This is a genomic window from Leclercia sp. Marseille-Q4284 (assembly GCF_916618945.1).
In the GTDB taxonomy this organism is placed as follows: domain Bacteria; phylum Pseudomonadota; class Gammaproteobacteria; order Enterobacterales; family Enterobacteriaceae; genus Enterobacter; species Enterobacter tamurae.
This window is the reverse complement of record NZ_CAKAKG010000003.1, coordinates 19599-43165: the sequence shown is the minus strand read 5'-3', so window position 1 is coordinate 43165 and position 23567 is coordinate 19599. Positions and strand designations below refer to the sequence as shown.

At 49.1% G+C, this 23567-nt stretch carries 22 protein-coding genes; 13 read left to right on the top strand and 9 right to left on the bottom strand.

The annotated features are described in order from the left end of the window. Positions 1–26: 26 nt before the first annotated feature. Entirely contained in the window at positions 27–758 is a 732-nt protein-coding gene (locus LG383_RS22360) for a peptidoglycan DD-metalloendopeptidase family protein (protein WP_077228014.1), read from the top strand. Between the two features lie 33 nt (positions 759–791). Here the strand turns inward: LG383_RS22360 and LG383_RS22355 are convergent, their stop codons facing one another. The 7 genes from LG383_RS22355 to silC all read right to left on the bottom strand — a co-directional run bounded on the left by LG383_RS22355 (position 792) and on the right by silC (position 10456). Then, complete coding sequence (locus LG383_RS22355; RefSeq protein WP_000843497.1) at positions 792–989, bottom strand: DUF2933 domain-containing protein; 198 nt, start codon at positions 987–989, stop codon at positions 792–794. A gap of 40 nt (positions 990–1029) precedes the next feature. After that, positions 1030–3501, bottom strand: a complete 2472-nt coding sequence (gene silP, locus LG383_RS22350; RefSeq protein ID WP_139565663.1) for an Ag(+)-translocating P-type ATPase SilP — start codon at positions 3499–3501, stop codon at positions 1030–1032. Between the two features lie 97 nt (positions 3502–3598). After that, a complete protein-coding gene (locus tag LG383_RS22345; protein ID WP_002436620.1) occupies positions 3599–4039 on the bottom strand; it encodes a DUF411 domain-containing protein in 441 nt (146 codons plus the stop codon). Between the two features lie 86 nt (positions 4040–4125). Further along, positions 4126–7272 carry a Cu(+)/Ag(+) efflux RND transporter permease subunit SilA gene (gene silA / locus LG383_RS22340; protein ID WP_103793516.1) on the bottom strand — a complete coding sequence of 1049 codons (3147 nt, stop codon included), beginning with the start codon at positions 7270–7272 and terminating at the stop codon, positions 4126–4128. 10 nt (positions 7273–7282) lie between these two features. After that, positions 7283–8575, bottom strand: a complete 1293-nt coding sequence (gene silB / locus LG383_RS22335; RefSeq protein WP_042946269.1) for a Cu(+)/Ag(+) efflux RND transporter periplasmic adaptor subunit SilB — start codon at positions 8573–8575, stop codon at positions 7283–7285. Between the two features lie 113 nt (positions 8576–8688). Continuing rightward, positions 8689–9042 (bottom strand): cation efflux system protein CusF, encoded by a 354-nt coding sequence (gene cusF, locus LG383_RS22330; RefSeq protein ID WP_001246153.1) that lies wholly within the window; start codon positions 9040–9042, stop codon positions 8689–8691. A 28-nt stretch (positions 9043–9070) separates the two neighbouring features. Then, positions 9071–10456, bottom strand: coding sequence for a Cu(+)/Ag(+) efflux RND transporter outer membrane channel SilC (gene silC / locus LG383_RS22325; protein WP_000475503.1), 1386 nt, complete (start codon positions 10454–10456; stop codon positions 9071–9073). Between the two features lie 189 nt (positions 10457–10645). Here silC and silR point away from each other — a divergent pair, with 189 nt between their 5' ends. The 4 genes from silR (at position 10646) to LG383_RS22305 (ending at position 13967) form a co-directional block, all read left to right on the top strand. Next, entirely contained in the window at positions 10646–11326 is a 681-nt protein-coding gene (silR, locus tag LG383_RS22320; RefSeq protein WP_000697968.1) for a copper/silver response regulator transcription factor SilR, read from the top strand. Beyond that, a complete protein-coding gene (gene silS / locus LG383_RS22315) occupies positions 11319–12794 on the top strand; it encodes a copper/silver sensor histidine kinase SilS (protein ID WP_007374412.1) in 1476 nt (491 codons plus the stop codon). Before silR ends, silS begins: the two co-directional genes overlap by 8 nt. Positions 12795–13039: 245 nt before the next feature. After that, a complete protein-coding gene (silE, locus tag LG383_RS22310) occupies positions 13040–13471 on the top strand; it encodes a silver-binding protein SilE (RefSeq protein ID WP_007374411.1) in 432 nt (143 codons plus the stop codon). Between the two features lie 145 nt (positions 13472–13616). Next, positions 13617–13967 (top strand): DUF305 domain-containing protein, encoded by a 351-nt coding sequence (locus LG383_RS22305; protein WP_007871800.1) that lies wholly within the window; start codon positions 13617–13619, stop codon positions 13965–13967. Positions 13968–14374: 407 nt separating this feature from the next. Here LG383_RS22305 and LG383_RS22300 read toward each other — a convergent pair whose 3' ends face one another. Further along, on the bottom strand, positions 14375–15283 hold the full coding sequence (locus LG383_RS22300) for an HNH endonuclease (RefSeq protein WP_007374408.1): 909 nt from the start codon (positions 15281–15283) through the stop codon (positions 14375–14377). A 584-nt stretch (positions 15284–15867) separates the two neighbouring features. Between LG383_RS22300 and LG383_RS22295 the strand changes: the two genes are divergently transcribed. The 5 genes from LG383_RS22295 to LG383_RS22275 all read left to right on the top strand — a co-directional run bounded on the left by LG383_RS22295 (position 15868) and on the right by LG383_RS22275 (position 20399). Further along, positions 15868–16359 (top strand): HEPN family nuclease, encoded by a 492-nt coding sequence (locus tag LG383_RS22295; RefSeq protein WP_225760198.1) that lies wholly within the window; start codon positions 15868–15870, stop codon positions 16357–16359. An 11-nt stretch (positions 16360–16370) separates the two neighbouring features. Further along, positions 16371–17150, top strand: a complete 780-nt coding sequence (locus LG383_RS22290; protein ID WP_225760197.1) for a hypothetical protein — start codon at positions 16371–16373, stop codon at positions 17148–17150. 207 nt (positions 17151–17357) lie between these two features. Further along, positions 17358–18953: a hypothetical protein gene (locus LG383_RS22285; RefSeq protein ID WP_225760196.1), complete on the top strand. Its 1596-nt coding sequence runs from the start codon at positions 17358–17360 to the stop codon at positions 18951–18953. 34 nt (positions 18954–18987) lie between these two features. Beyond that, entirely contained in the window at positions 18988–20118 is a 1131-nt protein-coding gene (locus tag LG383_RS22280) for a DUF4238 domain-containing protein (protein WP_225760195.1), read from the top strand. Continuing rightward, positions 20118–20399 carry a korC gene (locus LG383_RS22275; protein WP_225760194.1) on the top strand — a complete coding sequence of 94 codons (282 nt, stop codon included), beginning with the start codon at positions 20118–20120 and terminating at the stop codon, positions 20397–20399. Before LG383_RS22280 ends, LG383_RS22275 begins: the two co-directional genes overlap by 1 nt. On the opposite strand, the gene LG383_RS22270 is transcribed toward LG383_RS22275, so the two are convergent. Further along, positions 20391–20612 carry a hypothetical protein gene (locus tag LG383_RS22270; RefSeq protein WP_225760193.1) on the bottom strand — a complete coding sequence of 74 codons (222 nt, stop codon included), beginning with the start codon at positions 20610–20612 and terminating at the stop codon, positions 20391–20393. The two genes, LG383_RS22275 and LG383_RS22270, sit on opposite strands and share 9 nt — an antisense overlap. 624 nt (positions 20613–21236) lie before the next feature. Here LG383_RS22270 and LG383_RS22265 point away from each other — a divergent pair. The 3 genes from LG383_RS22265 to LG383_RS22255 all read left to right on the top strand — a co-directional run bounded on the left by LG383_RS22265 (position 21237) and on the right by LG383_RS22255 (position 23563). After that, positions 21237–21551, top strand: a complete 315-nt coding sequence (locus LG383_RS22265) for a hypothetical protein (protein WP_225760192.1) — start codon at positions 21237–21239, stop codon at positions 21549–21551. A gap of 43 nt (positions 21552–21594) precedes the next feature. Continuing rightward, positions 21595–22347, top strand: a complete 753-nt coding sequence (locus LG383_RS22260) for a hypothetical protein (RefSeq protein ID WP_225760191.1) — start codon at positions 21595–21597, stop codon at positions 22345–22347. A gap of 388 nt (positions 22348–22735) precedes the next feature. Then, positions 22736–23563: a hypothetical protein gene (locus LG383_RS22255; RefSeq protein WP_225760190.1), complete on the top strand. Its 828-nt coding sequence runs from the start codon at positions 22736–22738 to the stop codon at positions 23561–23563. Positions 23564–23567 lie beyond the last annotated feature (4 nt).

Below are 23567 nucleotides of genomic sequence, written 5' to 3'. Positions count from 1 at the left end.
ATACACTAAATCAGTAAGTTGGCAGCATTACCGATGTCGTAAAAGAAAATGCCTACCTTTCAGCCACCCGCTCGGGGCTGGAATCGAACGAGATCGCTACTCTTCAGCGCTCCTTGCCTTCCCGGTTTAATCTGCGGCATTTGAAAAAAAATGAATCATTAAAACTCGTACTGCAAAAGAAAGCGGGAAAATCACGTGTCGTGGCCTATAAATTTACGTCCGGTTCATTTAATTACACGGCGTATCGTATATCAGATAAAAAGTTCTATAACCTTTCCGATACTTCCGGGAAAGGCAGTCTCGATTATCCGTTACCGGCCACAGCAAGACTCAGTTCGCCTTTCAATCCTGCAAGACTTAACCCGGTATCGGGAAAAGTGAGTCCCCATAATGGCATTGATTATTCCATGCCCATGAACACGAAAATAGTCAGCGTCATCGACGGAAAAATCACCCGGGCCGAATACAACAGTACCATGGGATATTTTGTTGAAGTAACGGGAAAAGCCGGTGTTAAAACTCGCTATCTCCACCTCAATAAAATACTCGTTACTAAAGGGGCCAGGGTTACCCGGGGAGACGCTATTGCGTTATCCGGTAACAGCGGACGTTCATCCGGTCCTCATCTGCATTACGAGCTGGTCATCAATAACAATCCTGTTAACTCACTGGCGTTCCGGGCAGCGGCACCCGCTGATAACAAACTTGAACAGCATGCCTTTGCGCATGCCAGAGACTACGAACGATACCTGGACTGATAACGGGGCCGCGACGCGGCCCCGTCTGCCGGATTAATTTTTTTTATCGTTTTCACTTCCTTGATGTTGATGATCTCCATGCCCTCCGTGGCCGTGGAAAAGATGCATTAGCGGGCAGACCAGCAATAACAGATATGGCCAGTAACCTGCCACATGTGACCAGTGTTCGCGCAGGAGGGCAAATGCCGCGATCGCGGCGACAGCAATAAGCGCATAGGTGGTACTTTTCATACTGGACTCCTTCTGTTCGTAACAGCCCCTTCACTCAGTGTTATTTCCCGAGCCTGACACTTTTCAGACGCAACGCATTCACAATGACGCTGACGGAGGAAAGAGCCATGGCCGCCGCCGCAATAACTGGCGACAGCAGTATTCCATACACAGGATAAAGCAGACCTGCAGCCACAGGCACGCCAAGTGCGTTGTAGATAAATGCAAAAAACAGATTCTGTCGGATATTTTTCATGGTGATTTCTGACAGATGACGGGCCCTGTTCAGTATCATCAAGTCGCCTTTGAGAAGGGTGACTCCGGCACTTTCAATTGCCACATCTGTACCCGTTCCCATGGCTATACCCACGTCAGCCGCTGCCAGCGCCGGGGCATCATTCACACCGTCTCCGGCCATCGCAACCACATGGCCAGACGCTTTCAGTCGGGTTATCACTGCTTTTTTGCCATCCGGCAGAATCCCGGCTTCAACCTCATCTATTCCCAGTTTCCGTGCGACTGCTTCAGCGGTAAGCTGGTTATCCCCGGTGAGCATAACGATGCGGATCCCCGCCTGACGCAAAGCTTTAAGCGCATCCGGCGTGGTTGCTTTCACGGGATCCGAGATAGCTATCAGGCCTGCAAGGTGCCCGTCTGTGGCCACATAGATAACGGTAGCGCCTTCCATCCGCAACGTATCCGCAACGGCCTTTTGATTATCAATAACGATACTGTTTTCCTGCATAGCCAGTTCATTACCAATAACAACCCGTTGACCTTCGACATCGCCTGAGACACCTTTACCCGACGGCGCATTGAAATGAGTGACTGCGGGTATTGCGATCCCCTTTTCCTGTGCTGCTTTAACTACTGCCATACCCAGCGGATGCTGCGAGCCTTTTTCCACTGCGGCCGTTACACGCAAAAGAGATGTTTCCCCACCCGGATTGAGACTGATAATCCCTGTCACCGTCGGCGAACCTTCCGTGAGCGTGCCTGTTTTGTCGACAACCAGCGTGTCCACTTTTTCAAGACGCTCAAGGGCTTCGGCATTCTTGATTAACACCCCGGCCTGGGCGCCTTTGCCCACCCCCACCATTATCGACATCGGCGTGGCCAGCCCCAGCGCGCAGGGACAGGCAATAATCAGGACCGACACAGCCGCAATGAGACCGTGCGCCATCCTGGGCTCGGGCCCCCAGACAGACCAGATCATGAAAGCAACAACCGCGATAAGTATCACCAGAGGAACAAACCAGCCTGAAACGCTGTCAGCCATTCTCTGGATGGGGGCCCGCGAACGCTGTGCATCAGCGACCATCTGAACAATTCGTGAGAGCATCGTTTCATCACCGACTTTCTCTGCACGGATGATAAGACTACCTGTCTGATTAATGGTCCCCCCGATGACAGGGTCACCCTCCGTTTTGGTAACAGGCATAGATTCCCCGGTCACCATCGATTCATCAACGGTTGTTTTGCCTTCGACCACGATACCGTCGACCGGAATACTCTCTCCAGGTCTGATGCGGAGCTTATCGCCAGGCAGGACATCTTCCGCATTAATATCCGTTTCATGACCGTCATGATCCAGCCGTCTGGCGGTTTTGGGGGCAAGGTTCAGAAGCGCAGTAATGGCGCCTGAGGTTTGTTCCCGTGCCCGCAGCTCAAGAACCTGTCCCAGCAGAACAAGCACCGTAATAACTGCTGCGGCTTCAAAATAAACGGCCACCAGGCCATCCATGTTTCTGAACGATGCAGGAAACCAGGAGGGGAAGACGGTTGCAATGACGCTGTAAACCCAGGCTACGCCGGTCCCCATTGCAACAAGGGTAAACATATTCAGGGAGCGGTTACGTAACGACATTACGGCCCGGGCGAAGAATGGCCAGCCACACCACAACACGACAGGGGAGGCCAGAAGCAGCTGCAGCCATGTGTTGTACTGTGGCGGTACTGTATTCCTCAAGTCGGGAAACAGATGAGATCCCATTTCGAGTACCAGAACCGGAAACGCCAGCAACAACCCCAGCCAGAAGCGTCTTGTCATGTCGCGAAGTTCATCACTCGTCCCCGTGGATGCCGTAGCTACGAGCGGCTCCAGTGCCATTCCACAGACAGGACAGCTTCCGGGACCACTACGGCGTATCTCCGGATGCATCGGACATGTCCACACACCTTCAGAAATCTCTTTCTCCGCCTGGCGGTGAGACTGTTTTATCTTATCAGGGCTGACTTCATGGTGGTCGTGGTGATGGTGATGTTCACTGGCATCTTCGGTAAAATAATGATCGGGATGGGCTTTAAATTTGCTCTCACAGCTGGCGGAGCAGAAATAAAGCTGATGGTCCTGGTATCGAATGCTGCTGTGCGCCTTGTCAGGCAGGATGACCATCCCGCACACGGGATCTCTCACCTTATGCAATGCGTGACTCTCGTCCGGGGATGATGTCTGCTCAGAAGCAGTCTGGTTGTTATGTTCCACTGCATTGTCATTTTTCACAGTAACTCTCCTTATGCATATCTGAAGCATTTTCTGTCTTCAGGATATGTCATGGATGCGATTACCACGAATGCCGCCGGCATAAGAGTGCCTGCTGCCGGCGTCCCGTTATCAGCCGTTCCGCTGACTATTCGATTCGCTGGAAGACTTTTTTACTGCCCTCCGGTGAGAATGCGATAACATCGTAAGCCTCTTTTCGGGCCCCCATCTCCATTCCCGGACTTCCTGCTGGCATACCGGGGGTGGCGAGACCGTATATACCCGAACCAGACTGCATGGCCTTATGTATCGTTGCCGCAGGCACATGGCCTTCAATGATCAAATTACCTACAACCGCGGTATGACAACTTCGTAGTCCAGCAGGAACAGCATGCTTTTCTTTCAGGGCTGACAGCGCCTGATCATTCATGACGTGAGTTCGCACTTCGAACCCGTCTTTTTCCATCGCTTTGCCCCACAGGGAACAACAGCCACAGTTTTCAGATTTGTACATATCAATGACTTTTTCACTCGCCATTGCAGGCAGTGACAGGCCGAGAGCCAGGGCCATTAGAACCACTTTTTTCATACTCACCTCTGTATATTATCGATATAAACCCTGACGTCAGGGTGAATCAGTGCAGAAGGACGCCCACTGGGGGCGCCCTTTCAGGGTTATGACACGCTTTTTTTATGTCTGCGCAGCCAGATTAATTTGTAGGCGGCAGGAATAATGAACAGGGACAGCAGCGGAGCCGTGATCATCCCACCAATCATTGGCGCAGCAATACGGCTCATGACTTCTGAACCTGCGCCGGTTCCCCAGAGTATTGGCAGCAGACCCGCAATGATCACCGCCACGGTCATGGCTTTCGGCCGGACACGCAGTACGGCACCATGATAGAGGGCTTCATCAAGACCTTCCGGTGTGAACGTCTCTTTACGGGACAATTCCGGGTGCGCTTCAATGGCATGACGCAGATACATCAGCATGACCACGCCAAACTCTGCTGCCACCCCGGCCAGGGCGATAAACCCGGTTCCGGTCGCCACTGACATATGGAAGCCCTGCCAGTACAGGAACCATATTCCGCCAACCAGGGCGAACGGCAGGCTCATCAGGATCAGCAGGGCTTCGTCAACCCGGCGGAATGCCAGATACAACAGGATGAAAATGATCATCACCGTCATCGGCACCATCAGCTTCAGTTTCTTGTTGGCATGCTCAAGCAGTTCAAACTGTCCGGAGAATGCCACACTGGTTCCCGGTCTCAGTTTCACTTTCTCGCTGATGGCCGTCTTAATGTCGTTAACCACCGACACCATGTCCCTGCCGCGGGCATCAACATAAATCCAGCTGGCTGGCCGGGCATTTTCGGTTTTCAGCATGGTTGGTCCAGAAACGACTTTAATATCGGCAACATCGCCCAGTGTGATCTGCTGCTTCATCGGGGTCAGGATCGGCATCTGTTTCAGCGCCTGCGGACTGTTGCGGTAATCCTGTGGGTAACGAATGTTAATAGGGTACCGGGCCACGCCTTCCACCGTTTCCCCTACCGTCGCACCGCCGATGGCTGATGAGACGAACAGCTGGACATCACCTACTGTCATCCCGTACCGGGAAGCTTTTTCCCGGTTAATGTCCACATCAATGTAACGTCCACCTTCCAGTCGCTCAGCCAGGACAGACACCACACCCGGTACCGTTTTGGTTACCGCCTCGATACTCTGCGCCGTCGCGTCGATATCGGACAGAACAGTCCCGGACACTTTGATACCTATCGGGCTTTTGATCCCGGTTGAGAGCATATCAATACGGTTACGGATAGGCGGCACCCAGAGGTTTGCCAGACCCGGTAAACGGACTGTCCTGTCGAGTTCATCAATAATCTTGTCAATTGTCATGCCGGGACGCCACTGATCCTCAGGTTTGAGCTGGATCGTGGTTTCCACCATTTCGAGCGGCGCGGAATCCGTTGCGGTCTCTGCTTTACCGGTCTTGCCAAATACAGAAGCCACTTCAGGAACGCTTTTGATTAACTTGTCTGTTGTCTGCAGGAGCGCTGCAGCTTCTGCCGGAGAGACGCCAGGCAAGGTCGACGGCATATACAGCAGATCGCCCTCGTTAATCTTCGGCAGAAATTCACCGCCCACCTGACTCAGTGGCCAGATAACCGTGAAAATGGACAAGGCCGCAACCAGCAGGGTTGTTTTTGGCCAGTGGAGGACCCGCAGCAGCAAAGGATGATACGCTTTGATCAGCACCCGGTTCAGGGGGTTACTTGTCTCGGCAGGAATTTTCCCCCGGATCCAGAATCCCATCAGAATAGGAATGACGATGATGGCCAGTGCGGCCGCTCCCGCCATGGAGTACGTTTTCGTGAATGCCAGCGGGCCAAACAGACGACCTTCCTGCCCTTCCAGGGTAAAGATAGGAATAAAGGACAGGGTGATGATCAGCAGGCTAATGAACAACGCGGGTCCCACTTCCACGGAGGCGTCGGTAATCACCTTCCAGCGGGTGGCGTTGTCAATCTGCTCACCCGGATGCTGATGATCCCACTCCTCAAGCCGTTTGTGCGCATTTTCAATCATCACAATGGCGGCATCCACCATCGCACCGACGGCAATCGCTATCCCTCCCAGCGACATGATATTGGCGTTCAGTCCCTGGAAGTGCATGACGATAAAGGCGATACACAGGCCAAGCGGCAGAGAGATAATCGCCACCAGGGCAGAACGTACGTGCCACAGGAACAGAGCACAGACGATGGCCACCACGATAAACTCTTCCAGAAGTTTGGAACTGAGGTTATCAATCGCCCGGTCGATTAACTGGCTGCGATCGTAGGTGGTCACGATTTCAACGCCTTCCGGCAGGCTGGCCTTCAGCGTCTCCAGTTTATCCCTCACTGCCGTGATAACGTCGCGCGCATTTTTACCCGACCGCAGGATCACCACGCCGCCAGCGACTTCTCCCTGGCCGTTCAGCTCGGCAATACCACGCCTCATTTCGGGCCCGGTCTGCACGCGGGCAACATCCCGCAGATAAACCGGCACGCCGTTCTCACCTGTTTTCAGGACGATGTTATTAAAATCATCAATGCTCTGAAGATAACCGCTGGCACGGACCATATACTCCGCTTCGGCCATTTCAACGGATGAGCCACCGGCCTCCTGGTTAGACGATTCAAGTGCCTGTTTCACTTCGGGCAGGCTGATACCGTACTGGGACAGTTTTACCGGATTGACCTGAATCTGGTACTGTTTCACCACGCCGCCAACCGAAGCGACCTCAGCCACGTTCGGGATGGTTTTCAGCTCAAATTTCAGGAACCAGTCCTGCAGAGAGCGCAGTTCTGAAAGGTCGTGTTTTCCGTTGCGATCGACAAGGGCATATTCAAATATCCAGCCCACTCCCGTGGCGTCCGGGCCGATTTCAGAGCTCACACCCGCAGGCAGTTTGCCCTGAACCTGATTCAGGTATTCCAGCACGCGCGAACGGGCCCAGTACAGATCGGTGCCGTCTTCAAAAATGACATACACATACGAATCACCGAACTGTGAAAAGCCACGCACGGTTTTTGCGCCAGGTACGGACAGCATGGTGGTGGTAAGCGGATAGGTGACCTGGTTTTCTACAATCTGCGGGGCCTGTCCGGGATAGCTGGTTTTAATAATGACCTGCACATCTGACAGGTCAGGCAGCGCATCGACCGGCGTGTTAATTATCGTCCATGTGCCCCAGATGCTGAGAAACAGTGCGCCCATCATGACCAGGAAACGGTTGGCGACAGAGCGCCGGATAATCCATTCAATCATCGTCGTCTCCTCAGTGCCCTGAATGCATATTTACAGGCTGCTCAGACATTGCTGGCATACTGTTTTCTGTTTTTTCAGGGTGGCGCATACGTTCCAGCGCGCCCGTAATATTGGCTTCGGAGTCAATGAGGAACAGGCCACTGACCACCACGGTATCGCCTTCATTCAGGCCGGAGCCAATGCCGGACTGTTGCTGTGATTCATGCAGAACGTGGATCTGTTTCGGCACAAACTTGCCTTCATCATCAACAGTAATCACGCGCTGTTCTTTGCCGGTATCGATAACGGCCTGGCTTGGTATCAGCAGCATCTCCTGGCTCCTGGTATTCAGTTTCAGATAGGCATTCATGCCCGGCTTGAGAAACTCATCCTTATTAGAAACCTGGAGACGGACCTGAAGCGTACGGGTTGTCTGATCCACGCTGGGAAGAATGTTCCATTTTTCGACATGGAATGTTTTATCCGGATAAGCCGGTACCGAAATTTCAAACTGCGACGTATCTTTCAGCAGATATGCGATAGATTCTGGCACTGCAGCGCTGATCCAGACCGGGTCCATCCCCTGAATCTGAGCCACTACTTTATCTTTCGAAATATTCATTCCGGTGCGCAGGTCAAACGCAGTAATGACACCATCAATAGGTGCTTTAATGGTAAAACGGGTCTGGATTGTGCGGGTTGAACGCAGCCTTTGAATATCCTCTTCCGGCATACCAGCCAGGCGAAGTCGCTCCAGAACCCCTTTTATCTGGGTTGACGTACCGCCTGTACCGGATAACAGCAGGAACTCACTTTGTGCCTCAACCCATTCAGGAATGGTGATATCGATAAGCGGAGTGCCTTTCTTCACATGATCGCCAATCGTCAGGGGATACACTTTTTCGACGAAACCGTCAGAGCGCGCCTGCACAATGACAAACTGATACTCGTTGTAACTGACATTAGCCGGGATTGTCTGAGAATAATTCAGCATTCCTCGCGTGACTTTTTGCGTTTTTAATCCCAGATTCTGAACCTGCGTTGGATCGATACGGATCCCGCCACTGCTTTTATCGCCGCTTTCATCAGCATATTTTGGCACCAGGTCCATATCCATAAAGGGAGATTTTCCGGGTTTATCAAATTTGGTATCCGGTTTCATCGGGTCATACCAGAAAAGTACCTTTCGCTCCGGTGCCTTTTGTTCGGTTTGTACTGTTTTTTGTGATGAGTTTACATACTGCCAGGCAGTAACCGATATCAGCCCTCCTGCTATGAGGCTGCTGATAATTATTGCAGCATATTTTATCTTTAAAGAAGCCATACAATTTCTCGCTGAAAAATCAAAACACCTGGCATATGCGCCCGATCATTCATTCACAGTAATCCCTTAATGAATGTTCAGGCGCACTGGATGTATTCGCTCCGGACTGATAATCAGGATTGCGTAACGTTAATGCTTTTGAGTAAGGAGATATTGCCCTGCTGAATAAACGAGAAATCGACATGGTTGCCGGTTTTCAGGGCATTGATAGCGTCGTCTGCATTAACAAAAGTGAAGCGCATGGTCATTGCAGGCCAGCCCACAGCAGGGATTGCTTCGTGCGAAATGGTAATCTTTTTACTATTCATATCAATGTCTTTAACGACACCGGTGCCCTTGATAACCTGCTGTACCGAAGCATCACTGGCAGCATTCATATCGCCATGCTGATGTGTTTCAGCATGAAGACCGGCAGAAAACATGACAGAGAAGGCACCAAATAAAACGGCTTTAAGTGAATTACGCATTTTTAATTTCCTGATTAATTAAATAAATTTACTCTACCCAACCGCCACCCAGCGCGGTAAACAGATTAATTTCGTTAACCTGTCGGGAATAGGTAAGATCGAGAATGGTTTGCTGCGTAGCGAAGAGGGAACGTTCTGCATCCAGCACTTCGATGTAACTGACAGCACCACTTGCATATAATCCTCTGGCACGCTGGAGAGTTATCTGAAGTGAATCAAGATAACGCTGCTGTGACTCAAGTTGCTGGCTAAGGCTGTCGCGCAGCGCAAGCGTGTCGGAAACATCCTTAAAGGCTGACTGAATTTTTTGTTCGTAATTAACCACCGATTGTTGCTGGCGAATTTCAGCCAGCTTCAGATTGGCTTTATTCCTGCCAGCATTAAAAATAGGAATTTCAATTTTAGGGATAAAATTCCACATTCCACTTCCTGACGTAAACAGGCTGGACAGCTCCGTACTGCTTGCGGAAAGACCACTGGTCAGGGTAATGGAGGGGAAAAAGGCCGCTCGCGCTGCGCCAATATTGGCATCAGCCGCTTTCAGCTGATATTCCGCTTCCATAATATCCGGTCGCTGCAGCAAAATTTGTGAAGATAGATTTGGTGGCAATTTTACTGGTGCGATCTCCCCGCCTTTCATCCCTTTTTCTGACGGAAGTGCGCGGTACGTTCCCAGCACCAGTTGCAGGGCATTGTTTGCCTGAGCCAGATCGCCTTCTCGTTTGGCTATTTCGGCGCGGGTACTTTCGATTTGTCCTCTCGCCTGTTCAAGTGCCAGAACGTTCGTACTCCCGGTCACGAGCTGTTGCTCAACGAAAGCATAGGACTGTTCATAATTTTTCAGCGTTTCCCGCGCAATACGGAGTTGTTCGTACGCCAGTTGCTGGCTGAAATAGCTCTGTGAAACGTTGGAGACCAGCAGGATGTGTACGGCCCGACGGGCTTCTTCGCTGGCAAAGTAGTTCTGGCGGTCAGCATCACTCATGTTCTTAAGTTTGCCGAAAAAATCGAGCTCATAGCTGAGCTCCAGTCTCGCGTCGTACTCCTGTGTGGTCGGCTTGTCACCTTTCAGACCACCGCTGTATGTTATCCCGGATGAGGCATTCAGCTGGGGATAACGATCTGCATCCGTGACGTTGAACTGGGCTCGGGCCTCTTCAACCTTCAGGGCAGCCATTCTCAAATCACGGTTATTAGTCAGAGCTTCACCGATCAACCGGGTAACCTGGGGATCGACAAAAAAGTTACGCCAGCCCGTATCCTGATAGCCATTTACCGCTGGCGTCAGGCTGTTATGGGACAGTGAAAACTGCTGGGGTACCGGTGCTGCGGGCCGCTGATATTCAGGCGCAAGCGACACGCAGCCTGCCAGGATGAATATCGTGCTAATGCTGAGTAATTTTAATTTGAACATAACGCTTCTCGTCCAGGCAGACCTGGTAAATGGTTCAAATGAAGTCCAGAGTATTGATAGGGGTACTTTACCTAACGCTCTCTGTTTGCCGAGTGACAGGATAATGACAATGTTGTCATTTTTGCTGTAATCCGTTGATAACGATCGTGGGCGCAATAGAATGACATTAGCAGCCAGCCGGGGAGCAAGATGAAAATATTGATCGTCGAAGACGAAATTAAAACAGGTGAATATCTCAGCAAAGGGCTTACAGAGGCAGGGTTCGTAGTGGATCACGCTGATAATGGTCTTACCGGATATCATCTCGCCATGACAGCCGAGTATGATTTAGTCATTCTGGATATCATGCTACCTGATGTGAACGGCTGGGATATCATCCGCATGCTGCGCACTGCCGGAAAGGGTATGCCGGTCTTACTGCTGACAGCCCTCGGCACGATCGAACATAGGGTCAAAGGACTGGAACTGGGTGCGGACGATTATCTGGTTAAACCCTTTGCGTTTGCCGAACTGCTCGCCCGGGTGAGAACCCTTCTGAGGCGGGGAAACACGATGATCACGGAAAGCCAGTTTAAGGTGGCTGACCTCTCGATTGATCTCGTATCCAGAAAAGTCAGTCGCGCCGGAAACCGCATTGTGCTCACCAGTAAAGAGTTCAGCCTGCTGGAATTTTTCATTCGCCATCAGGGAGAGGTTCTTCCCCGCTCCCTGATTGCCTCTCAGGTCTGGGACATGAATTTTGACAGCGACACTAATGCGATCGATGTCGCAGTAAAGCGACTCCGCGCTAAAATAGACAACGATTACGAGACAAAGCTGATCCAGACAGTCCGGGGCGTGGGCTACATGCTGGAGGTCCCGGATGCATAGCAAACCTTCCAGACGCCCTTTCTCACTCGCTCTGCGGCTGACCTTTTTTATCAGCCTGTCCACGATACTGGCTTTTATCGCCTTCACCTGGTTTATGCTGCATTCTGTTGAAAATCATTTTGCCGAGCAGGATGTCAGCGATCTTCAACAAATCAGCACCACACTGAACCGTATACTGCAGTCCCCGGTGGATCCGGATGATAAAAAAATAAGCAAAATAAAGGAATCAATTGCCAGCTACCGCAACGTTGCCCTTTTGCTCCTCAATCCCAGGGGTGAAGTGCTCTTTAGCTCAGCTCAGGGGGCGGCACTACGCCCGGCAGTGAATTCAGCAGATTTTAGCGAGCACAGCCGCGCACGGGATGTCTTTCTCTGGACGGTGGAGGATCCTGCGGGACCGATGGATACCGGGTCCGAAATGAAGATGGAAACATACAGGATTATCGCCTCCTCTGGTCAGGCGATATTTCAGGGCAAACAGCAGAACTATGTCATGCTGACTGGCCTATCCATTAATTTCCATCTCCATTACCTCGATGCGCTGAAAAAGAACCTGATTGCGATTGCCGTCGTGATAAGCCTGTTGATTGTTCTGATCATTCGAATCGCTGTCCGTCAGGGGCACCTGCCCCTTCGTAATGTCAGCAATGCCATTAAAAACATCACCTCCGAGAATCTTGATGCGCGACTGGAACCGACACGCGTTCCCATTGAGCTGGAGCAACTGGTTATCTCGTTCAATCATATGATTGGAAAGATTGAGGATGTCTTTACCCGCCAGGCCAATTTCTCTGCCGATATCGCGCATGAGATCAGAACGCCCATCACCAATCTGGTGACGCAGACTGAAATCGCACTGAGTCAGGATCGAACCCAGAGGGAACTTGAGGATGTCCTCTATTCCAGTCTTGAAGAGTATAACCGGATGACCAAAATGGTCAGCGATATGCTGTTCCTGGCACAGGCAGATAATAATCAGCTGATACCTGACAGGGTCATGTTTGACCTCAGAGCGGAAGTCATGAAAGTCTTCGAGTTTTTCGAAGCCTGGGCCGAAGAACGCAATATCACGCTCAAATTTAACGGGATGCCCTGCCTGGTTGAGGGAGATCCACAAATGTTCAGAAGGGCGATCAATAATCTGTTATCCAATGCCCTGCGTTATACCCCGGAGGGACAGGCAATCACCGTCTCAATAAGAGAGCAGGAGAGCTTTTTTGACCTTGTGATTGAAAATCCGGGGAAACCAATCCCTGAAGAGCATTTATCAAGGCTGTTTGACCGTTTTTATCGGGTAGATCCGTCCAGACAACGAAAAGGAGAAGGCAGCGGCATCGGCCTTGCGATTGTGAAGTCCATCGTGGAAGCACATCACGGAAGAGTGCAGGTGGAATCGGACGTACGTTCAACTCGTTTTATCCTATCCGTGCCCAGACTGGAGAAAATGATTCCGGAAACCCAGTACTGAGAATAAAGATTTAAATGACAAAGATGTCATTAGCCTGTCATGCAGCAAACAGAAGCCATTCGATATAATTAGTGCAACTTATCAGGAAGGCGTTATTACTTCATCCATACACGGCATCAGCACAAGCCAGGAGTTGTATTAAAGCCTCATCCCGGCGGAATAAGGTCTGTAGAGTTGTCAGTTGTACTACTGAGGACACAGATCGAAATTCACGGACATCACTAATTCAGAAATGGAGAGTTACCATGAAAAATATCGTCTTAGCATCAGTGTTAGGTTTGAGCTTAATTTCTACGGCCTGGGCCACTGAAACTGTAAATATCCATGAGCGTGTCAATAATGCTCAGGCTCCGGCCCATCAGATGCAGTCTTCTTCAACTCCAGCCGCCATCCAGGGGGCAGCTCCACGGATGGCCGGTATGGATCAGCATGAACAGGCTATTATTGTTCATGAAACCATGAACAATGGTTCAGCAGATGCACATAAAAAAATGGCGGAAAGTCATCAGAAGATGATGGGAACTGGCACCGTTAACGCTTCCCGTCCGGCGACTTCGTTTGCGGCGATGAATGAACATGAAAGAGCAGCTGTTGCCCATGAATTTACGAATAACGGTCAGTCCGGCCCCCATCAGGCTATGGCTGATGCACACCGCCGCATGATCAATGCGGGCTGATGACAACTGAAGTTTCCGTGCGGTTACCCTTTCCTTGATAGATTGTCCCTTATACGGATATGTTGTTATTTTTTGCCCCCTTCAGGGGGCTTTTTTGTCTGACTCAGCTAAACTTATCCGGTAACCATCTGAAAGGGTTTATTATATGAAAATCACAAATTCGCTTTTTGTTATACTGATGTTATCCCTGCCAGCGATTTCCGCAGAACATTCAGAAATGAAAATGTCAGATATATCCTCATCGGCATCGTCACAGGAATATATGTCCGGCATGAAAGGTATGCATGACAAAATGATGGCCGCTGTAAAAGAGTCCGATCCCGACAAGGCTTTTGCGAAAGGCATGGTAGCACACCATGAAGGGGCAATAGCAATGGCTGAGACCGAGCTAAAATACGGAAAAGATCCGGAAATGAGAAAGCTCGCGCAGGACATCATTAAAGCTCAAAAAGGTGAAATTGAGCAGATGAATAAATGGCTTGGTAATCAAAAATAATGATTGCGGAAATAATATATTGCGCGTACAGTCAGAGTGTTCCCGGGCACGGGAACCTGTTAATCGTTAATTAATCAAAACCCGATTCATTTCGGGTTTTTCCTTTTACCCCCCCCAACGCATGCACTGCACCGAGTGAAATTCACCTGAGCCAATTCTGCTTGCTTATTATTTCGATGGGAATTGCTGATTTTAATTAAGCCTATGTTTTAAAGGTGTTTCTCATGCCTGGGTTTGGCAGGGGTTCGTCCTGTTCTCTGGTCATGCGCAATGGCAATTCGCAGTCAGGGCTCAAGACTACTTTTACCTCTTTTTTAACAGAAAGTTTCTGGACCCGATACTTGCCGGAAACATCATCTGCTGTTCATCCCGACCAATAAAACGAAGGTATCACTCTCGTTTGAATCTCACTTACTTTCCATTTTGTAATAAAGAATCAAGTTTTCCAGTGATATATCAATACCAACTTTTTTTAATAACCTTTTTCGCGCAGTGTATATTTCTTTCAGCATATCTTCATAACCCTGACCAAGGTGAATTTGTTTATGGCAATTGCAACACAGAGATATGATATTTTCTTCAACATCAAGAGATGTGTCAAAAGCATCTTGCCTGGACATAGGTACAATGTGATGAGGTTCTGTGTAATTTAAGGATGAATTTCGCCTTCTGAATGTTGGGTGGTCACTATCGACTTCACATCTGTAACCTGCTTTATTCAGCGCATTTTGGGATACGCCTTTACTCCTGGGATACGAGAGGCCATTTTTTACTTCTATTGCATTTTTCTTTGGTTTGGCTTCCCCTGTATATTCAAACGTCTGAACGTTGTCAAAGATATTACTTTTCTCTATGGCATTGATCAACTCATCGTCAGAGTAATACTCACTGCTGGCCATTTCTGTTGTACCAAAAAAATCCAGTTCGTTAATTGCCTGAACAAGTTCCTCACGAATTGTCCATAAGTTTCTTTTGGGTTTTCCGCCGATTTCTTTACTCTTCATTACGGTAATGAATTTTGTACCGGATGCGATATTTCCGACACCTTTAACCTCGAATCTACCAAGTTCTTTTTGAACTCTGCCACCCAGTCCGTTTATGACTCCATTAGCACTCATGCTGTGCAGGTCGTACTTCTTACCAATATCGAAGCATGTGCAGGAATGATTTGGCTCAATAAACCATTTTTTTAACGCTGCAATACTTTTTGTGTCAAAAACTTTATCATTTGTTAATAAAGTTTTCCATTCTTCCACACTGATATCAATGTCACAGACATACTCTCCATCAATCACTTCGCATATTTTTTTAATCACATTCATTCCCCTGTTATACAGATAGTCATAATGAAAATATAAAGCTCGCTAACCGGTATGGTTGCGTAAGGACCGTAGTCTCTCAGAGACCGTGCTTTCTTTTTTTTCAGGCCTGGACACTAAAGGGTCTGTTGCACCCCGAAAAAATTTGTTGCGGGGATTGCTCATTGAGATGAGCCTCTGCTCGATCATACCAGATCAGCAGGCTGCCCCCAATGCTATGGCTTCTTAGTTTGGCCATTATCCGGCCTTCCTCACGACCAATAAAATAGAGACATTACCCGTGACGCTGCCACCGTCTCAGCCCGGAACGATCAGTGAGCGCTTCTGATGACCTTCGGTTTTTTTAACGAAGCGGGTGGGATACGGTTTGTTGCTGAAATCTTAATAATAACCAACAACTGATGCTAATTTCGCACTTTTAACATATATGAATATAAATGTTATGAATAATTGCATTTACAGGAAATATCATGCGTTTTGTCATCCGGGATCCGAAAAAAGGCAAAACCGGAAATGCAGGATATGAAACCTAGTATCTCGGAATGGTATAGTTAAATTTTCTGTTGCCACAGGAGGATTTGATGGGGAACTATTCAGACTTTGAGACTGATTTTATTGAAAGAACGCTGGCCCTAATTGATCAATACAACAACATGATTGAGGGGAAACCCTTCTCTGAGCAGTACAACTACACGCTTACTCTGAACTGTCTCCTGGGCCTAATTGTGATGCCTAAAGAGCTCGCAGTTTCTTACCTCCCGTCGAATCGTCTAACGCCAGAGCTTAAGGCTGAAATTGGGTTAAACCAGTCTCATTTACCGGGTGAGGAAATGAACTTAAGAGAGCTAATTCATAAAATGCGAAATTCTGTGGCGCATTTCTGTGTTCAGGTTGAATCCATTAACGATGCACGCTTAGTTGATCGAATAGTCTTTAAAGAGACACATGGTGCAGGCCGTGTTTATGCAACCTTCAGCGCCCCGGAGCTTCTCCCTTTTCTAAGATATTACGCAGCTTTATTGCTCGCCAATATGAGACGCCACCGGGGTGCCCCCGCAACTAATGGCGTGTAAGGAATGAAATCATGTTTAATCTCGATTGTTCAACACGATCTCAGGCGATGCTTACGCTTTCGTACGGTTTTGGTTGTAGTGTAATGGAGTTGAAAAAGGTGTTGTTATCTCTCGATCTTGAGCAGATTTACGAGACGGATCATTCCATTATGATCGACTCTCGACGGTATCTGAGAGAGTACGTATGTAGGGAACTGGGCTCCCCGGGTGAGTTCACCACCGCATACTGGTTTCATGGTACCCGCACTTCAGCTGACAATACTTTTGAAAATGGTTTACTTGCGCTGGACCAGACCGAGTCACTGGTGATGGACATGCTGGTAAATCTGGCTCCAGACGCTGAGGTCAAAGAGAAATTACAGGCCTGGAATTTTCATGCTGGCGTACCTGATACTCTCTTCCAGATGCGAACTAGAAACAAAATGCACTGGGGGCCATACGGGCATCTTGTGCGGGAGATTCATCTTCACGCCCGCAAACTTTGGCAGCACGATTATATGCGGCTACCGGAGCTGGTAGAGGATGTCTGCAATGCTTACCAAAAAAAGCATGGGCAGGATCTTACAGGACATTATCTTGAGGTACTGAAACCTTGCATAGTCTGTTTCAGGGCGGATATTGATTATGAAAAAGGTGCGCTTGAAGCTGCGCTGGGTTACGCATATACGTCTGTTAGAGAGTTGCCGCCGGATAGTGGTGCTGTGTTCGGTATTGATCGGCATGGTATATCGGTTTCTGCCAATGAAATTGTGAACATTGAATTTCCGAATTCACATAAGTTTGATGACTGAATCTCGTAGGGTTGTAGATGTCATCCATACTGCGTTTTTAAGTAAAAGATTTCCTGCAGGAAAAACAAGTTTGTGACAGATAATCTAAAGGACCATGTTTATTCATTTTAAATTATTGTTTTTAATGAACTAAAATGCAATGTTTGTTGTTTGGCTTCCTGAATGTATTGTTATTATTAAATACGCAGTGTGACAAGCGAGCAAAAGATGGCATCACTTATAGTTACTTCCTTACTTAAAACCGGACCCTGCCTGAGCTCTGTGCTTGTAGAGGAAATGCTGAAAACTCCGGGCACTAACCGGGATAGCGCGCGCAAACAGGTTTCCCGGGCTGCTGCTGCAGGGCAGATACACTGTGTTGAAAAGCTTTTTCCCAAACGCGAGCGATTTGTTTATCTGAAACAGCAGTATGGTACCGGGCGTTACTGGTCCAGTCTCAACTCTGCCCTGCTTGATACCGGGTCGGCCTACGGTCTGGCATTGAGTTGCCTCAGGGCGCGCGGGGGGATTCTGCCGCTGAGTCATTTTTCAGCAGCCTGCGGATCGCCGGTAGCGATGAAACGCCGATTATCCTGGAAGTCAGTCCTGGATGGTCTGCTTCAGTACAAAATGATCAGAGTCGTTATGTTGCCAGGGGTGGGTGACTGTGTTGCGCTGACTGAGAAAAATGATAACGGTTACCTGCGTGCGGTCCATCCCCTGAAAGCCAGGCTGACCACAGAGTCAGTTCTGATGAAATCCCTGAGCCAGTGGGTCCGGAACAACGGCATCATCAGTTACGACACGCTGCGTACGCGAGAGGATCCCAATCCGGTTCAGACTCCCTGCGTGGCAAACTTTGATTTTGACCTCACCGCACCATCCTATCTCAATCCTCTTCTGCAGTTCTCCCGGTCAGGTGAGATCCGGTCTGGTTTCTTTGCCTGCGATATGCTTTTAGGATACAAACTCAGTCTGGTGCATCTCCAGCCCTTTATTACAAAATGCCGCTCGATAAACAGCCTCAGGAACAGCCCCAGATGCCTGTTTATGTTTATTGCAGATGAATACAGTGAAGATGCATTTCAGGAAATGAAGCGTGCCGGGATAATACCTGCCACGCCAGAAAATCTGTTCGGGAAAGACTTTGCTGACGCGCTCATACAGCTACGCGATCTTGTCGGCTCCCTAACGCTCAGCTTAAAAGATAATATCGCCGCGATAGATGACATCATGTCCAGGGTGTCGAATATAGCCGGCGCGACAAGTCAGCTCCAAGGGGATTTATTTGAATATATTATCGCGGAGACCGTACGCATTGACAGTAAGGATGTGGTGGTGGGTAAAATCTGTAAGTCCCAGAAGGGAGATACAGCAGAATGTGATGTTCTGAGCCTGAAGGGAAATGCTGCAATCACCTTCATTGAATGCAAAGGGTATAAACCCTATTCAACGGTCAGGCATGAGGATGTAAAGAAGTGGATTGGTAAACAGGTGCCGGTATTCTATAACTATGCCCGAAATGAATATCCAAACGCAGAAATTAACGTTGAATTTTGGACTACCGGCAAGCTTGGTGATGATTCCAGAGAGTCACTTCGTAAATTCACGGAACAAAACTCAATTAATCAGCGTTATAATATAACTATCATGGAGCCGCATGATGTGCGCGCCAGAATTAATGCGACATGGAATGACGCACTGGTCCGGGTTTTTGAAAAACATTTCCTGAGTTATCCCGATAAAAACGTCCGCCGTAAACATGTTCCCGAGCCGTTCAGGCTTGCTGGTCATGATGATGCAATAATAGAAGATGATTTCTGACCCGGCCGGCTCAGCTCGTCACAGGAAAAACATTATGACTTATACCAAAAACCAGCACATGCTCTCGCAGTGGTTTCTCAGGAACTTCCGCAGCGATGATACGGCACTGAGTCCGAAGGAGAAGCAGCGGGTCTGGGCTCATGTAGTGGTTCTTACGGCAGAAGGCGAAAATGACATAAAGGATATCCCGCTGCCCATCTCCAGCGTGGCCGTCTGTAAGGATTGCTTCCGTCTTACCGACGGTGATACCGGGGAGATTTTTGACATTGAGAATGAGCTCAGTGACTACGAAAAGGAAATGGCTGTGCTTGTCCGGGATCTGGTTCAAAACCATAACTTCACGAGGCTGGCTAACTGCGACAGGGATGATTTTCCGATAGAGAAGCTTGCAAGTTTCGGCATATTTCAGATGATACTCAACCTGAATAACCCGCAAAGCAGATTCCCGGGTAAAGCTGAGTTATTCCGGTCATTTATTATTCCAGTTAAAAATGACCTTCAGAATATCTTTTCTGAGACGCTTTCTTTGCCTGAAGTTATGCCGGAGATTGCTTCTTTAAGTATCTATCAGAAGCTGATTCGTATCGCTCGTTCCTCTTCAGAAGATGATGAAAAAGCGAAGGCCATGTTTGTATTATTTTCCCTCCTTGCGCTTCAGGGAAAAATAACAATGGTTGACGTAATGGCTAAGTTACGCGGAGCACTTTTTTCCGGTATCCATCGTGTGGATATATTTCATACCGGGCACCACTTTGACAGTACAGAACCACGGCCGGTGTTTACAGTATCACCTAACGTATTTTGTAAAATGACAGAAGAACCCGTTCTGTACCTTCCCCTGGCTCATAATTTGGCGCTTAAGTTTCATCAGTATCCGCAATCCGGATTTTTTACCCCTCTGGAAATTAATGTATTCAGCCCTGCCCCCCAGAACTTAATGATCGAAGACCCATCACGGATCAATATTTATAAATGCTCCTATGATTATATTGATCAGACCATGTCCACAATTGATATGTATAACGTGGGATTTTCGAATATTATTTATTCAAGCTGGCAGCTGAGTGACGTTGAAAATTATCTGCGACTGCAGAACGAACATCGTGACACTTATTATCTTCCGGAACATCCCGTCCGCTGGACAGTAACCACGGAGAAAGGCTGATGGCCCTGACCCCGGAACAGATAAGCCGACGACAGCAGCTCGTGGCAACGGGTACCTTCAATGCCGATACCCTGCTGCCCGGCGAGGAGTGGACCAGGCCCAGTATCGCTGACGTCCGGCACGTCCTGTCGCTGATCACACTGAATGACATACAGCTGGCCGATCGGCTGTATGTCAGGGAGCGTACGGTGCGAAAATGGCGTAAAGGAGAGACCAGAATGGTGTTCACCACCTGGTGCTGCCTGTGCCAGGTTGCCGGACTTGGATCCCCGTTAGAATAAGTTTCTGAACCATCTGCGGATCCTGCATTTCATCTCAGGGAAGATGAAACGGCGATAGTATCGCCAGTTTCGCTTCCAGATATGAGGAATATCGTCAAAATTGGTCAAAATCCAGGTCAGGCCCCGGTAAGCGGCCACGATTGCCCAGATGAAGTGGCCAATGGCGATTAGGGTGTAGATTACAGTAAATACTGCAGTTACGAATGTAGACATCATGTTCTCCTTAACGTCTTTGTGTATGTGCAGGTATTTACTTTCAGGTGGGGAGGCCTTTAAGGCCGGTTGGGAGAAAAACCTGTAAAAAGTTTTCCTTTTTACTTTGTTGCTATTTCAGGTTCAGTCAGTCAGTAATTTTGCATTGCATGCAATAATCCCCTCTTTGCAACAATCTTTCGCCATTAGTGCCTTGCAAGCACTAATCATTCTCCACCTCCGCTTAGATCCGAAAAAAGGTAGACGGATCTTCTCCTTCCGCCTCGTCACATTTTCGTGAAACGAAAAATTTTTATGGCCTATATTCAGGGATAACGGGGCCTGAGCGGCAGCCTGTCATGGTGCTTCCGATCCGGTTCACGTCCGGGGTATAGCCGCTTTGCTTATTCCGTGTGCGTGGTACACTTCCGGAAACCATGAAATAACGGAAAAGTCGGATCACAGCGAAACCGTCGTCCGGTAATTTATTGGAGTGGCTATAAGGCTGCTTATTATTATCCTTTCAATGATGACGGCAGAGGAAAATCAGTCAGGTGTCAGATGCAGGCGCGCAGTCGATTGTGTTGAGCGGGATAATCACTCTCAGTGACTATCTTGATGGTTATTAGCGGGAGGCTCTAAAGGGTGACCTATTCGGAAATTGTTACAGAACTGCGAAAGCACTACCCGGTTTTATGGTTTTGGCCAGGCACACAAAATTTTGTTTATGATACTGGTGAGCCAGCAAACTGGAGCTATGCCATTTTTCTTTCACCGGGTGGGCGCTATCTCGCTTATCAGGTTGGAAATGCGAATGAGTGGGATCTTGCAGATGACTATTTGCCACCGGATCTACCTCCCCTTAATCCATCTCCTGCGGATTGCGGTGAGCTAACAAATGAAAAGGAGATTGATGCCATAATAGGCATCATATGCGTTCTTAAACTCCTGGATGGTTGAATGATAGGTAGTAGTGGGTGGGATTTCTCAATAAGGAACAAACATGGCTGACTGGTTTATTGCAACTGAGGGTGTGAAAGTTGTGAAGGACAGCGTAAGTCTGTTACCACAAATAATTACAGCGGTATCTTCCGCCGGTGCAGCACTCGGAGGTGTGTGTCTGACCCACCACTTTACCCGCCGGCGTGAACAAAGATCTTCAGCGGCCAAATTGCAAAATGAGCGTGTCTTTATTGCTACAGAGTTGGTTTTCCAGCTTGAGATTATTGCACATGAGTGTGCCCGGATAGCTGACAGTTCATCATATGGTTTAAAGCGTGGTGAGTGTTCAGGTGAAAAATATTCTGCTGAAATTAATCTTGAGAGAGTCACGGGCGACTGGCGCTCATTACCCCCTCGTATTATGTACGGTATTCATGAAATACCTTGCATGCTGAGAAAATGCCAAAGATATCTCGAACGATTGATGTCCTGTGATAGACCTGAAGAAGAAAGGGATATTTTTCATCAGGTTATTTATGAGTACACCCGTGTTGGTCTAAAAGCCCTGTTTCTCGCCATGCGTTTGCGTCGGCTCGCCGCGTTACCTGAGACACGGCTAACAGGTTATATGTCTGCGCAGTATGTCATGAAGCGTATATGGCGGAATGAGCGGCTCAGAAGGAAAGCGCTTTATAGAAAAAATCGTCCAGAAATTACGGCATTTCAGCAAAGGATGCATCGTAATTCTGAACCTTTTAAAGTGAACCAGGCCAGCACTGATCTATCAAACGGGGAGCCGAAGAACAGTCCATGATAAATAATTCAAAGTATGACGCTCATGCCCGTACTATTGCTAGTGAGTTGGTAACCCTACTTACGCTCTGCCAGCGACTGCAGTCTGAAAAGGACGGCAGGGTACGACCAGCGCCAGATGTATATTCGCGCGATGAAGATGAGTTTGCCGATCGTATCCGTTCCGCATGCGGTCACGCCCTGCAGCTGCGCCGACTGCTGCCGATGATGATAACCCTGAGCGCCGGGGAGAAATCAGTTTGCTCCCGGGCGAAGATTACGCAGAGAAGGCCCTCTGCTGGCTGATGGATCAGTACGGTAAGGATGACGCCTCATGATGCCTGCCTTGGCCGGCGATTTTCATTTCTGTCATCCACCTATTCCAGTGACTATCGGGATCATCGCTGACCATGACTGAGCACCTTTCCGCAACAACGCGATACCGCGAAGACGAAAACGCCTGGCTGATCACCCTGCCGGGACAGCAGGACGGAGCATGCTATTCCCGGCCCCTGACTCTTATGGCCATCAGGATCATCACAGATAAGTATTCCCCTGCGGGCATAGAGGACCGCGGTCCGCGTCATCTGAAGAGCCGGGTATGTGAGCTGAAACTCTTCTGGCGCGGCGGTACAGTATCCTTTCCAGCCCGCTTCAACATCAGCCCCTATACCAATACTGCTGAGCTGGATCTGACCAACGGTTACGTTGTGCTGGAGCAAGAACTGCAGGGCCGCGGACTCGGATCGTGGTGCATGCAGCAGCTGGTCAGCTGGGCAAAAACCCTGCCGCCTGATACGCCGGTAAAACCAATCAAGACTACCCAGGGCGACGAAAAAGATGCAGTAAACCACGCCCGGCGTGACCGTTTCTGGCACGGTATGGGGTTCCGCTTTGCGCCCGGCAGCAGAACGTCGCTTCCCCTGACTGTCAATGAACTGCAGCTGCCGGCAGGCAGCGGTGCGAAACCGGATGTCATCCTGCTGCACAGGGGCGTGCTTTCACTTGTTGAGGACAACTACAGGTACAGGCTGGATATTGAGGATAAATCACGTGCGCTTAAGGGCAAAGCTGATGAGATAGCTCGTCTCACCCGCCGGCAGCCCCATATGCAGCTTATCCGGGCCATCCGCGCCCCGTTTAAGCTGCTGTCCTGGCTCGTTCAACAGGCAAAACAACATTCTGCTCCCAGGCATGCTCAGCAAAAGAACACCCACACGGACGATCATAAAGGATAACCAA

Excerpts from the sequence above, each read along its gene's own strand:
- silS (WP_007374412.1), top strand. The coding sequence starts at position 11,319 with ATGCATAGCAAACCTTCCAGACGCCCTTTCTCACTCGCTCTGCGGCTG.
- silE (WP_007374411.1), top strand. The coding sequence starts at position 13,040 with ATGAAAAATATCGTCTTAGCATCAGTGTTAGGTTTGAGCTTAATTTCT.
- LG383_RS22285 (WP_225760196.1), top strand. The coding sequence starts at position 17,358 with ATGGCATCACTTATAGTTACTTCCTTACTTAAAACCGGACCCTGCCTG.
- silP (WP_139565663.1), bottom strand. The coding sequence starts at position 3,501 with ATGCTTCAGATATGCATAAGGAGAGTTACTGTGAAAAATGACAATGCA.
- LG383_RS22255 (WP_225760190.1), top strand. The coding sequence starts at position 22,736 with ATGACTGAGCACCTTTCCGCAACAACGCGATACCGCGAAGACGAAAAC.
- LG383_RS22275 (WP_225760194.1), top strand. The coding sequence starts at position 20,118 with ATGGCCCTGACCCCGGAACAGATAAGCCGACGACAGCAGCTCGTGGCA.
- LG383_RS22290 (WP_225760197.1), top strand. The coding sequence starts at position 16,371 with ATGTTTAATCTCGATTGTTCAACACGATCTCAGGCGATGCTTACGCTT.
- LG383_RS22345 (WP_002436620.1), bottom strand. The coding sequence starts at position 4,039 with ATGAAAAAAGTGGTTCTAATGGCCCTGGCTCTCGGCCTGTCACTGCCT.
- LG383_RS22355 (WP_000843497.1), bottom strand. The coding sequence starts at position 989 with ATGAAAAGTACCACCTATGCGCTTATTGCTGTCGCCGCGATCGCGGCA.
- silB (WP_042946269.1), bottom strand. The coding sequence starts at position 8,575 with ATGGCTTCTTTAAAGATAAAATATGCTGCAATAATTATCAGCAGCCTC.
- cusF (WP_001246153.1), bottom strand. The coding sequence starts at position 9,042 with ATGCGTAATTCACTTAAAGCCGTTTTATTTGGTGCCTTCTCTGTCATG.
- LG383_RS22270 (WP_225760193.1), bottom strand. The coding sequence starts at position 20,612 with ATGTCTACATTCGTAACTGCAGTATTTACTGTAATCTACACCCTAATC.
- LG383_RS22295 (WP_225760198.1), top strand. The coding sequence starts at position 15,868 with ATGGGGAACTATTCAGACTTTGAGACTGATTTTATTGAAAGAACGCTG.
- silC (WP_000475503.1), bottom strand. The coding sequence starts at position 10,456 with ATGTTCAAATTAAAATTACTCAGCATTAGCACGATATTCATCCTGGCA.
- silR (WP_000697968.1), top strand. The coding sequence starts at position 10,646 with ATGAAAATATTGATCGTCGAAGACGAAATTAAAACAGGTGAATATCTC.
- LG383_RS22305 (WP_007871800.1), top strand. The coding sequence starts at position 13,617 with ATGAAAATCACAAATTCGCTTTTTGTTATACTGATGTTATCCCTGCCA.
- LG383_RS22260 (WP_225760191.1), top strand. The coding sequence starts at position 21,595 with ATGGCTGACTGGTTTATTGCAACTGAGGGTGTGAAAGTTGTGAAGGAC.
- LG383_RS22280 (WP_225760195.1), top strand. The coding sequence starts at position 18,988 with ATGACTTATACCAAAAACCAGCACATGCTCTCGCAGTGGTTTCTCAGG.
- silA (WP_103793516.1), bottom strand. The coding sequence starts at position 7,272 with ATGATTGAATGGATTATCCGGCGCTCTGTCGCCAACCGTTTCCTGGTC.